Origin of the sequence: Bdellovibrio sp. HCB117, from assembly GCF_047305915.1 — a bacterium.
Classification (GTDB): Bacteria; Bdellovibrionota; Bdellovibrionia; order Bdellovibrionales; family Bdellovibrionaceae; genus Bdellovibrio; species Bdellovibrio bacteriovorus_B.
Genome location: NZ_CP178622.1, coordinates 2,982,762 through 2,994,962, shown reverse-complemented (window position 1 = coordinate 2,994,962; position 12,201 = coordinate 2,982,762). Strand labels below are relative to the sequence as shown.

The following is a 12,201-nucleotide window of genomic DNA, read 5'->3' as shown; positions in this document are numbered from 1 at the left end:
ACCGCCGTAGCCTGGGCTGGCGGTATTAATAGGGGAGGGTCGAATGTTTGAGCTAGAGGAAAATATCAATATCGGAGCGAATATTAAAGTTGTCGGTGTCGGCGGTGGCGGAAGCAACGCTGTAACGACAATGATCGAGTCTAACATGACCGGTGTTGAGTTCATCGTTGCCAACACAGATATCCAAGCTTTGAATGCAAATAAAGCTCCTAACAAAATTCAGTTGGGTCTTGATTTGACTAAAGGTTTGGGCGCAGGTGCAAACCCAGATGTGGGTCGCAGAGCTGCGATTGAATCGTATAATGAAATTGTTGAGAAATTGGAAGGCGCGGACATGGTGTTCGTCACTGCGGGTATGGGTGGCGGAACAGGTACAGGTGGCGCTCCGATTGTTGCGAAGATTGCGCGCGAACTTGGCGCTTTGACAATCGGTGTGGTCACTAAGCCCTTCCTGTTTGAAGGTAAAAAACGCGGTAAACACGCTGAAGGCGGTTTGCAGGAACTAAAAGAGAACGTAGATACTTTGATCGTTATCCCGAATCAAAAACTACTTTCTATCGCAGCTGAAAAAACTCCTCTATTAGAGACTTTCAAAAAAGCAGACGAAGTTCTTCTTCAAGCGGTGAAAGGTATTTCCGACCTTATCAATATCCGCGGTTTGATCAACTTGGACTTTGCAGATATCCGCACAGTTATGTCTTCTAAAGGTATCGCGATCATGGGTACTGGTGCAGCGAAAGGTGAAAACCGCGCTGTTGAAGCTGCGACAGCTGCAATTTCTTCTCCACTTCTTGAAAATGTTAAAATCGATGGCGCGACTGGCATCATCGTGAACATCACGGGTGGATCTGATCTTTCTCTATATGAAGTGAACGAAGCAACAACTCTTATCACTGAAGCAGCTCATGAAGATGCAGAAATCATCTTCGGTGCGGTTATCGATGATAACATGGGTGATGAAGTTCGCGTGACTGTGATCGCAACTGGTTTCGATTCTCACGATGTGAAACTTGTGAACGACATGGCTCAAGTAAATCAAATGCAGAATTTCTTGAACCAACAGGCCACGGCACAATTTGGCGGAATGAACATGATGCCGCAAATGCCTCAGATGCCACAGATGCCACAGATGCCCCAAATGCCGGTGATGCCGCAAATGCCGCAATTCCAAATGCCGCAGATGCCTCAAATGCCGACTATGCCACAGATGCCGCAAGCTCCACAGCAAGCGGCCCCTGTTGAGTTGCCACCGATTGCGACTGTTCAATCCCACGTGATGAACTTTACGCAACCACAACAGGAGGGTCCCTCGGTAACTGAGACGGTTGTAGTTCCGCCAGTAGCTCCGGTGACTCCGCAAGTGGCGCAGCAAGCGGCGCAAAATATGATGGTCCAACAACCTCAGCCACAACAACAAGAAGTAGCAACTCCAATTCAACCACAAGTTGAAGCGGCAGTTTCTCCTCGTGATATGTTGCTAGCGAAAGCGCGTGCTTTCAAAGAAAGCCAAGACTTGAAGGCTCGTCATAACAACCCTGAACAGTTGTCTATGAACGTGGATCATGAACAGCAATCTTTGGAAGAAGCTCGTCGCATGGCTCGCGAAGTGTTGAGCTCTCCATTCTCTAGCCAAAATCTTGAAGTACCCGCGTTCATTCGCAAGAAACAAGGTTTTGATTTGAATAAAGAATAGTGGAAGCCTGGTTTTTATCTGACATTCACTTAAAATCCGCAGAAGAGCGCAATGGGAAAATCCTGTTGCGCTTTTTGCGTTCTTTGCTTCAGCAAAATCCTTCGCAAGTTCACCTTTTCATGCTGGGGGATATTTTCGACCTTTGGGTTGGTGGGCATTCCTACTTCGCTAAAAAGTTTCCGGATTTAATCGCAGCGCTGCGAGATCTCCGCAAAGCCGGAGCCCGCATCACCTACATCGAGGGTAATCACGATGTTCACGTCGAAGGCTTTTTCCAAAAGCAATTAGGCGTCGAAGTTCACGTTGAGGCCCAGTACTACAATCTGGACGGGCTTATCGTTCGCTGTGAGCATGGTGACCTCATCAATCTGGCGGACGAAAAATATCTAAAATACCGAAGCATCATCCGCAACCCTTACATCAAACCTTTGGGCAACATCATTCCCGGTAAGTTCTGGGATTACGTCGGAAATCGAGCGAGCAAACGCAGTCGCGCGCGCAGTGGTCACTATCGCGCCACCAACGAATCTCAGCTAGTGCAGATGATTCGGGCCCACACGGAAAAGGTTTATCAAGAAAAGCCTTTCGATATTATTATCTCGGGCCATATGCATGTCTTTGATGACCATGTCGTTGATATTCGCGGCAGAAAAGTGCGCACGGTGAATTTGGGCTCGTGGTTCGAAGAAAAAGTTAAGGTCTTTCATATCAAAGACGGCCAACCGAACTGGGTCTATTTAGAGTCCTAAAACGGCAACACCTGCCAGCTCGTTAAACATCTGAAACTTGTCTTTCTTCGAGATGAAAGCCAGATCTCATTTTGAGACAGCCTTTATGCGTTTGGCACACTTTGCAGTAATAACTGCAGGTGGCTATGAAAACATCGAACTTTAAATTCCTAATTCCTGTTCTGTGCGCCTTTATGATGGCGTGCCAGACTGTCTCTAAAGAAAAGCTGGAGGCGGAATTTATTCTAGATAAGGCCCTGCCCACAAAGGCTTCAGAACTAAGAAGCCGCATCGTAAAAGCGGAAGATAAAAGAGATGCGTTAGCGGCCGCTGAACTGAAGCTCGAACTAGATAAAGTTTTAAGTAAGATGGAAAACAATAATCGTAAGAAGGGAATGCTGGCGAAAGCCTTGAATATTTCTTTTGAGCGAACCGAAGGGCAGTTGTCTGCCGGAGCCAACCGAATCTATTCCAATCAGTCTTATCTGTATTCGCGAACGGCAGAGCCGATGCTTCTTACCAACGGCACCCGCGCGTATTCGGATATGGGGAACTCATCGTTATTAAATGGAATGCAGTAATTATTTTTTACTAGAGCAATAGAACTTCTGCACATCTACGTTTAACTCTGGTTCTTCATTACACAGAGATTCATCCAGCGAAAGACCTCTTTGCTTAGCCTCTGAAAGAATCATCGTCATTTTTAAATAAGTCGGAGTTAAAGTTTCGCGAATCTTGAAAACCACATCACGATAGGGTTTGCGCGGATTTCCCGCCTCGTATCCGCGAGCGCAGAGTTCTTCATTCACGGATTGTTTCACAGTTTTATAAGTGCCTACCCAAAGTCCCCAAAGACCCGCAAGGTATCCTGTACGATCTTCTCCGACGGTGCAATGAAAGTAGATGCTCTTATTATCTTCGACCGCTTCTTCAATCGTGCGCAACGCTTGCATCGTCATTTTGCAGGAAGAGTTAAAGTCGTGAAGATCTTTCCAAAGAAAAGGAATATGGGTGATGGAATTTTTAGCGACACCCAAACTTTGTAAAGTGGTGATCTGTTTTGCCACTTCTCCTTTGGTGTCGTTTTTAAAGATTAAAAACTCTTCCACACCCAAAGCCAGAAGTTCTTCTATTTGTTTTTTATTGGCGGGAGCTTTACCGCGAATAACGGCCATGTCGCCTTCAGTGTAGACCACGTGAGCGTTAGGAATTGAACTGCCTTCAACGGCGGCTTGAGAGATAGAGGCCAAAGATAAAAGCAGGAAAGAGATAAGTGTTTTCATGGGGCTGTTTATACAAAAGGGCCCCAGGAATTTAAAGGGTCATAGTAAATAAGTTATTATTCCTAACTAGAATATAAAAAAAGGGCTCCTTGATGGAGCCCTTAGGTGATCGGACATAGGAACAATTTAAATTAAAAATTCATTGTATAGCCAATAAGGCCCTGAACGCCTGACATGGTCGTTCTTAAGTCAGAGTTGCCTCTTTCGACTTCAGAACCATCACCACATTGGCTGATGCCAGGGATCGTGCCCCCTGTACAATTTCCACCTGTGGATACGTTTCTTTCGATAGGCATATAGCGCATATTCCCTTCGACTGTTAAGCAGTGTGTATCTGTGAAACAGAATTCAGCCCCGATACCACCCATCGCTCCAAAAGCGCTGCCCTTGAAATCAAGATTATTGGCTCCGGCCGTGATACTGCCGTTGAGACTTCCATAACCAAGGCCCGTCTGCATATAGAATTTAATGAAAGAGTTTTCCAATGGGTATAATCGGAAGATAGGGAAGACCGTATAACCGGTCAGTTCGTATTTATACGAGTTGCTGCCGTCAGTTTTTTGCATGAAATAAGATGGACGGAAGACAAAAGCGTACATCGTTCCGCTAAAACGATAGCTCCAGTTTGCGTAGATCTCTAAAGCTGAGCCCAGATTCTTTGCATTAGTTGCGCTGGCATTAACAGCGTCATCAATCGCGCCGTTCAAGTCGTCTTGATCCGCTGACACCGTTGAAATACCAATGCCCAACGCCATATCGCCCGAAAGGCCACGGCCGCCACCGAATCTTCTTTGCGCGTTTGCATCTTGGACGCTCAGAACCGAGACAGCGAGAACTGTTGAAAGAAAAAGTCCTACTTTATTCAACGTCTTCATAAAAGAATCCTCCTGATTCCCACCATAATTGAATCACTATTAGAATCTTTTAATCTACATAGTGTATGCAACTAACATTATACAGGTTTAGGACAAAGGACGGGATCATCTTTTGTCCAGGGGAGTTATAATGAGACAACGCCTTCTCGGTATGAGACTCTTTGTTTTATGAAGCATCTTGAAGAAAAAACGCTCTCGACGAAACAGATTTTTAAAGGCCGATTCCTTCGCGTAGAACAGGATCAGGTCCAGGCTCCCGATGGTCGTACTTACACTCGCGAATACATCCTTCATCCAGGTGCGGCGATGATGATACCTCTTCTTCCGAATGGAAACGTCGTGATGATTCACCAATACCGTCATGCGGTTAAGCAGGTGTTTCTAGAATTTCCTGCGGGAAAACGGGATCCTAATGAAGAAACTTTATTAACAGCACAACGCGAACTTTTAGAGGAAACCGGTTATCAAGCTAAGGACTGGAAATTCTTAACAACGATTCATCCCGTCATCGGTTATTCCAACGAACACATAGATCTTTACTTAGCACGCGAGCTGAATTTTGCGCAGCAGAAGCTGGATCATGGTGAGTTTATTGAGGTCGTCGAAGTAAAGCCAGAAGACCTCATGCATTTGGTTCAAGAGGGAAAAGTCTCGGATGTGAAAACCCAGATCGGGGCTTTTTGGCTTGATAAAATCCTGCGAGGGGAGTGGAATTAAGACGGGGGACGTCTTATGCACATTCAATCCAAAGACAGCTTTAAAACAAAAGAAACTCTTCAGGTGGGAGCGAAATCCTATACGGTTTTCAACCAACAAAAAATCTCTCACCCGAATCTTCAAAAACTTCCTGTATCCATGAAGGTCCTGCTAGAAAATCTTCTTCGTCACGAAGATGGAATGCATGTGACGAAAGAAGATATCGACTCTCTTCTTAGCTTGGATCCTAAATCTTTGCTTCGCGAAATTTCTTTCTTCCCAGCGCGCGTTCTTATGCAAGACTTCACGGGTGTTCCTGCGGTTGTCGACCTAGCCGCGATGAGAGACGCGATGAAAAATCTGGGCGGTGATCCGAAAAAGATCAATCCGTTAGTTCCTGTGGATCTGGTGATCGACCACTCGGTGATGGTGGATTCATTCGGAACCAATCGTTCTTTTGATGAAAACGTAAAAATGGAATTCGAAAGAAATCACGAGCGCTATGTGTTCCTAAAATGGGGCCAGAACGCGTTTCAAAACTTCAAAGTCGTTCCTCCGGGTACGGGTATTTGCCACCAAGTGAATCTTGAATACATTGGTAAAACTGTGTGGAATTCTCACGGTCACGCGTTTCCAGACACACTTGTCGGAACAGACAGCCACACCACGATGGTGAATGGCCTTTCTGTTTTGGGTTGGGGCGTTGGTGGTATTGAAGCCGAAGCGGTGATGCTGGGGCAACCGTTGAGCATGTTAATCCCTGAAGTGATTGGCTTCCGCTTGCATGGCAAACTTAAAGAAGGTGCTACGGCGACGGATCTAGTTCTTATGATCACTCAGATGCTTCGCAAAAAAGGCGTGGTCGGAAAGTTCGTAGAGTTCTTTGGATCCGGTTTGGCGTCTATGCCTCTTGCTGACCGTGCGACCATCGCGAACATGGCTCCGGAGTATGGCGCTACTTGTGGTTTCTTCCCCGTAGATGAAGAGACGATCAAGTACCTTCGCTTGTCGGGCCGCCCTCAAGAAACGATTGAACTTGTAGAAAGCTACGCTAAGGCGACAGGCTTGTGGCGTTCTGAAGAAAATGAAAAGCATTATTTCTTCCAAGATATTTTAGATTTGGATCTTTCGACTGTGGAGCCCTCACTGGCGGGACCGAAGCGTCCTCAAGATCGTGTGGTGTTATCAAATGCGCAAAAAGATTTCCAAAGCCAATTGGTTTCAGGATTTCAAGTTGCTGACAATATGACATCCAAAGAAAAATCGCAGATGGCCGTGGAAGGCGCAAGCTACACGGTTGGTCACGGTGACGTCGTCATTGCCGCTATTACAAGTTGCACGAACACTTCAAATCCTTCCGTGATGATTGGCGCCGGCCTGGTGGCGAAAAAAGCTGTTGAAAAAGGCTTGCAAGTAAAACCTTGGGTGAAGACTTCACTAGCTCCGGGCTCGCAAGTCGTGACAGATTATTTAGAAAAATCCGGCGTGCAAAAATACTTAGATCAGTTGGGTTTTAACCTTGTAGGTTACGGTTGTACAACGTGTATCGGTAACTCGGGCCCGTTGCCTCAACCAATTGCGACAGCGGTTGAAAAAGGAAACTTGGTTGTAGCGTCCGTTCTTTCGGGAAATCGCAACTTCGAAGGTCGTATCAATCCGCATGTTAAAGCAAACTACTTAGCATCGCCGATGTTAGTGGTGGCACACGCACTTGCGGGAAGCATGCACATTGATATTACGAAGGATGCCATTGGCGAAGATAAGGCCGGGAAACCTGTTTATCTCAAAGATATCTGGCCAAGCAATCAAGAGATCCAAGATCTTGTGAATAAAACTGTTGAAACAAAGATGTTTGATTCTCGTTATGGAAACGTTTTTGCGGGAACAGATGACTGGAAGAAAATCAACACGACGTCTTCGCAAACATATTCATGGGATGAAAGTACTTACATCAAAAATCCACCGTACTTCGCCGGCATGACGATGACGCCAGAAAAGTTAACGGATGTGAAGGGCGCGCGCGTTCTCGCGATTTTGGGAGACTCCATCACGACGGATCATATTTCTCCGGCGGGAAGTATCAAAAAAGATTCTCCGGCGGGTCGTTATTTGATTGGTAAGGGCGTTGCACCACAGGACTTCAACTCTTACGGTTCTCGTCGCGGTAATGACGACGTTATGGTGCGCGGGACATTTGCCAACATTCGCATTAAAAATGAAATGCTGGGTGGATTGGTTGAAGGCGGAATGACAAAGCATATTCCATCCGGTGAAGTTTTGGCGATCTATGATGCTTCGATGAAGTATCAGGCTGAAAAAACACCTTTGGTTGTTGTTGCTGGTAAAGAGTATGGTACTGGGTCGTCTCGTGACTGGGCGGCAAAAGGAACGCGTCTTCTTGGAATTAAAGCGGTTATCGCAGAAAGCTTTGAGCGCATCCATCGTTCCAATCTGATTGGTATGGGTGTCTTGCCATTGCAATTCCATCCGGGCACAGATCGCAAAACTTTGCATTTAGACGGATCCGAGACTTTGGACATTGTGGGTATTGAAGCGGGCATGAAAGCTCAGCAAGATCTTACTGTTCGCATCACTCGCAGCACTGGCCAAACAGAAGAAATCAAAGTGCGTTCTCGCATCGATACTGCTGTTGAGCTTGAGTACTACAAGAACGGCGGAATTCTTCACTACGTTCTTCGCAAATTGACTTAAAGATTCTTAAGAGCAGCCCCATCTGAGAGGGGCTGCCTTTTTCTGCTCTTTTCCTCTTAAAATCGTTATAAAGTAAAAATTACATGTAGAACTTCTTAGCGAAAATGCCGCTCACGGGTGAAAACGAAAATCCGTTTTTGGCGGTTTCTATTTAGTTTTGTTCTGAATGCCTATTTTCTTGGCAGGGTAATTGCTCTCCTGTTTTCGTCATTTATTTTTATGGACTGGAGTTTTTATGAACGTAATGAAGTATGGCGCCATCGTAATGACGTTGGTGGTATCTCAGACAGCGTCGGCGTCGTTCTGGGGTAAAGTTAAAAACACGTTTAACGATTGTAAATACAACGAGCAGGAATACGCAGAGACATTGGCGTTTGAGAAGCAGACGACAGAAAAGTTACCGGAGCATTTTAAAGGTCGTTTTTCTGAAAGCGATTTTGATACAAAACCTTGGATGCGTGGTTTTCGTTATGTCATCGTAGTGAACAAAGCCTCTCGCGGTTACGAAGCCCAAACGATGAAGGTTTACGAAAACGGCTATTTGATCCATAAAACGAAGGTTTCTACAGGCCGTGAAGGTTTTGAACTTCGCCGTAAAAACAAAGTTTGCACAGGCGCGCCTCCAAAATCCTATTGGTCGCAAACACCTACGGGATATTACACTCCGAAATATTTGTCTGAAGACCATAAATCAAGTTCTTGGGACTCAGATATGCCCTATGCGATTTTCTTTGATATCGAAAACGGTTTGGCCCTTCACCAAGTCTACAGAGGTTACGTAGACATGTTGGGAAGCCGCGCTTCAGGTGGTTGCATCCGTCAAGACAAAGAAACGGCTGAGAACCTTTTCTTCCGCGTGAAAGAAACGGAGCGCTCTGTGGTTCCGGCGGTGAATTTGGATGGAACTCCAGTTCTAGATGAAAATGGAAATGTGAAATACATCTCTCAACAAGAGATCGTACATAGCAGAACCGGTCAATTGATGAAGTTTAACACGTTCAGTGCATTGATCATCGTTGAAGACGTGAACTAAGATTTCTAGATAAATTTAAAAGAAAAAGGCCGAGTTTTCACTCGGCCTTTTTTATTTTACGTTCTCATTCACCATCAGGATAAAGGCATACTCGGTCGCCGTTTCCTTCAATTGTTCAAAGCGCCCGGAGGCGCCTCCATGACCTGATTCCATATTCGTCTTAAGCAGAATCAGGGAAGGTCCTTTGTTATGATCGCGCAGTTTAGCGACCCACTTTGCAGGTTCCCAATATTGAACTTGGGAATCATGCAGACCCGTTGTCACTAAAGTGTTCGGATAAGCTTGGTCTTTGACGTTGTCATAAGGTGAATAGGATTTGATATACTCATACGCAGCTTTTTCGTTGGGGTTTCCCCATTCATCATATTCGCCTGTCGTCAGTGGAATCGTATCATCCAGCATTGTTGTAATCACATCCACAAATGGAACCTGCGCCACAATACCTTGATAAAGGTCAGGACGCATATTCATCACAGCTCCCATCAATAAGCCACCGGCACTGCCACCCATGGCATAAACGCGCTTTGCAGAAGCGGTTTTATTTTTTACCAAGGCTTCCGTGCAATCGATGAAATCATTGAAAGTGTTCTTCTTATTCATCGTACGCCCCGTGTCATACCATTCACGTCCCATTTCGCTGCCTCCACGTATGTGTGCTTTAGCGAAAACAAAACCGCGATCCACTAAGCTAAAGACGTCGCTGCTAAACCAGGGATCCATGCTGGCCCCATAAGAGCCGTATCCATAAATTAAAAGAGGAGACGTGCCATCAGCCTTATGATCTTTCTTCATGATCAATGAGACAGGCACCTTCACGCCATCACGAGCCGTGATAAAGATGCGTTCCGATTTGTAAAGTTCCGGGTTGTAGTTAGGAACCTCGTGCACTTTTTTTAGAACCTGCTCGTGAGTTTTCATATTGAACTCATAAACAGAAGGGGGTAGGCGCATGGATTCATAATCATAGCGCACCCATTCAGCATCAAACTCGCGATTGTCGCCGACGGAAGCCATATAACTGCCGTCTGCAAACGGGATGAAATAAGCATTTTTGGCTTTTTTGTCAGTGATATGAATTTGAGTTAATCCATTCTTTCTTTCATCCAATACCAAATAGTTCTTAAACACTGTCACATCTTGCAAGAATGTGTCAGCGCGATGTGGAATCAGGTCTTTCCAGGATTTAGCATCCGTGTGAGAAAGGTCCGTCGTCATCAGCTTGTAGTTTTTAGCTTTTTTATTTGTGATGATGTAAAAGCGTTCGCCATCGTCCGTCACCGAGTATTCATGCTCGCGTTCACGAGGATTGAAGACGCGGAAGGCTTCAGTGGGTTTGTTAGCCTCAATGAATCGAACTTCCGTCGTTAGTGTGCTGCTAGAGCCGATATAGATGAACTTCTTTGACAATGATTTGTAAACGTAAGTACTGAAGGTTTCATCTTTTTCGTGATAAACTAAGTCCTTCTTTTGCGTGCGCAAGTTGTAGCGATAGATCTTTTCACTGCGCAAAGTTTCTGGATTTTGTTCGGCGTAAAATACGGTTTCATTATCATTGGCCCAAGTAAGATTTGAGGTCATGTTGGGAATTGTGTCAGGCAGAAGCTTTCCACTTTCAAGATCTTTGAAATACACGGTATAAAAGCGACGTCCCACTGTATCCACTGCATAGGCCATAATCTTGTGATTGGGACTCATGCGTGGCCCTGTAGATTCAAAGAAGTCATGTCCTTTCGCTAGTTCCGGTATATTCAAAAGAATTTCTTCCGTCCCTTTTGGTGAACCCTTGTAGCGAACATAAAGCGGGTATTGCTGACCTTTTTCGTAGCGAGCGGCGTAGTAGTAATCGCCGTCTTTGACGGGCGTTGAAGATTCATCTTCCTTTACACGAGACTTTAACTCCGAGAAAAGTGTTTGTTCCAAAGATTTCACCGAACTCATTGCCTGGGCCGTAAATTCATTTTCTTTTTTCAAATGATCAATGACTTTTGGATTCTCGCGTTCACGCAGCCAAAAGTATTCATCGGTTCTTGCGTCTCCATGCTTATTAAGCGTCACCGGAACTTTTTCAGGTTGCGGATAAGATTGAAGATCTTTGTGCATGCAGGAAACTCCCAGAAGTAAAACAGCGTAAGTGATTTTTTTCATGGGATTTAGGCTATCACGTCGAGGGGAGGGTGGGTATAAGCCTCTTGGATTTCCAAGAGGCTCTACGTCGACTCAGACTAAGGTCGGGCTTCGCCGCCACGTTGAGTCTGTTGAAAGCGCACTTGATTTTGTTTTGCCAGTGCTTTGTTGTAAGCATCCGCAAAAGTAGTGCGAGCAAACTCTTCGATAGAAGTAGCGGTCGTGTTGATTTTATTGCGCTGGAAAGTTCCTGCGATAGTTCCGTTCCCGAAGGCCTCTTCCATTTCGAGATAAACATCGGCCCAGTCTTCACTCAATCCTGCACCAATATAGTAATTGCGCATTTCTTGCGGTGGCACTTCGACATATTCAGCATCCGGGCGTCCCACTGCATTTCCCAGAATCTTAACGGCTTCGTTCATGGAAATATCTCTTTCTCCCAACAAATATTCGACATTGTGAGATTTGAAATCAGGATTCATCAATAGGAAGGCGGCACGAGCGGCAATATCTCGAGTCGCAACCATAGGAATCGGAACATCCCCATTGATTGTGCCAAAGAAACGGTTCATTCCGATCAAGCTTGAGATATTATTATTTAGATTTTCCATAAAGTAAGTACAACGCAAGTGCATGATGTCGGCATGAGTGATTTCACTCAGGCGCTCTTCTTGATCGTGCAATCCTAAGATGGGGCCTGTGCCACTTTCTAAATCCGCACCAACACTGCTTAAGTTGACGACCTTTTTGATACCGGCTTCCTCGATAGCCTCGGCAATCACTTCGCCAAATTTATTTTGATAGAAACGCGACTCTTCGGCTTTGGGGTTCGGTGGAATCATGGTGAATATTGCCGAGCAACCGAGCATGGCATCCATTAAGAAGCTCACATTATTTGCGTCGCCTTGGGCGAGTTCTGCACCTTGGAAGTTTTCTTTATTGGGAAAGTGTCGGGCCACGCAACGCACTTTTTGACCGTGAGCTAGTAAGTGGGTAACGATTTTAGAGCCAATATTACCCGTGGCTCCCATGACCAGAATCATAAAAAAACCTCCTT

The 12,201-nt window shown here is 45.4% G+C and carries 10 protein-coding genes; 6 read left to right on the top strand and 4 right to left on the bottom strand.

Going from position 1 to position 12,201, the window contains the following annotated elements; translation table 11 throughout:
- Window positions 1-43: 43 nt before the first annotated feature.
- The 3 genes from ftsZ (at window position 44) to ACLWBD_RS14170 (ending at window position 3,002) form a co-directional block, all read left to right on the top strand.
- Entirely contained in the window at window positions 44-1,693 is a 1,650-nt protein-coding gene (ftsZ, locus tag ACLWBD_RS14180) for a cell division protein FtsZ (RefSeq protein ID WP_413568649.1), read from the top strand.
- Window positions 1,693-2,442, top strand: a complete 750-nt coding sequence (locus ACLWBD_RS14175) for a UDP-2,3-diacylglucosamine diphosphatase (protein WP_413568648.1) — start codon at window positions 1,693-1,695, stop codon at window positions 2,440-2,442. The genes ftsZ and ACLWBD_RS14175 overlap by 1 nt, the downstream gene beginning before the upstream one ends.
- A gap of 125 nt (window positions 2,443-2,567) precedes the next feature.
- Window positions 2,568-3,002, top strand: coding sequence for a hypothetical protein (locus ACLWBD_RS14170; RefSeq protein WP_413568647.1), 435 nt, complete (start codon window positions 2,568-2,570; stop codon window positions 3,000-3,002).
- On the opposite strand, the gene ACLWBD_RS14165 is transcribed toward ACLWBD_RS14170, so the two are convergent.
- Both ACLWBD_RS14165 and ACLWBD_RS14160 read right to left on the bottom strand, forming a co-directional pair.
- On the bottom strand, window positions 3,003-3,704 hold the full coding sequence (locus ACLWBD_RS14165; protein ID WP_413568646.1) for a tyrosine-protein phosphatase: 702 nt from the start codon (window positions 3,702-3,704) through the stop codon (window positions 3,003-3,005).
- Window positions 3,705-3,835: 131 nt separating this feature from the next.
- On the bottom strand, window positions 3,836-4,579 hold the full coding sequence (locus ACLWBD_RS14160; RefSeq protein ID WP_413568645.1) for a hypothetical protein: 744 nt from the start codon (window positions 4,577-4,579) through the stop codon (window positions 3,836-3,838).
- A 168-nt stretch (window positions 4,580-4,747) separates the two neighbouring features.
- Here ACLWBD_RS14160 and ACLWBD_RS14155 point away from each other — a divergent pair, with 168 nt between their 5' ends.
- The 3 genes from ACLWBD_RS14155 (at window position 4,748) to ACLWBD_RS14145 (ending at window position 9,020) form a co-directional block, all read left to right on the top strand.
- A complete protein-coding gene (locus ACLWBD_RS14155) occupies window positions 4,748-5,296 on the top strand; it encodes an NUDIX domain-containing protein (protein ID WP_413568644.1) in 549 nt (182 codons plus the stop codon).
- A 15-nt stretch (window positions 5,297-5,311) separates the two neighbouring features.
- Window positions 5,312-7,987 (top strand): aconitate hydratase AcnA, encoded by a 2,676-nt coding sequence (gene acnA / locus ACLWBD_RS14150; RefSeq protein WP_413568643.1) that lies wholly within the window; start codon window positions 5,312-5,314, stop codon window positions 7,985-7,987.
- 235 nt (window positions 7,988-8,222) lie between these two features.
- Window positions 8,223-9,020 (top strand): L,D-transpeptidase, encoded by a 798-nt coding sequence (locus ACLWBD_RS14145; protein WP_063205014.1) that lies wholly within the window; start codon window positions 8,223-8,225, stop codon window positions 9,018-9,020.
- A gap of 51 nt (window positions 9,021-9,071) precedes the next feature.
- Here ACLWBD_RS14145 and ACLWBD_RS14140 read toward each other — a convergent pair whose 3' ends face one another.
- Window positions 9,072-11,165, bottom strand: coding sequence for a S9 family peptidase (locus ACLWBD_RS14140; RefSeq protein WP_063205013.1), 2,094 nt, complete (start codon window positions 11,163-11,165; stop codon window positions 9,072-9,074).
- A 77-nt stretch (window positions 11,166-11,242) separates the two neighbouring features.
- Window positions 11,243-12,187 (bottom strand): NmrA family NAD(P)-binding protein, encoded by a 945-nt coding sequence (locus ACLWBD_RS14135; protein WP_063205012.1) that lies wholly within the window; start codon window positions 12,185-12,187, stop codon window positions 11,243-11,245.
- Window positions 12,188-12,201: the final 14 nt, after the last annotated feature.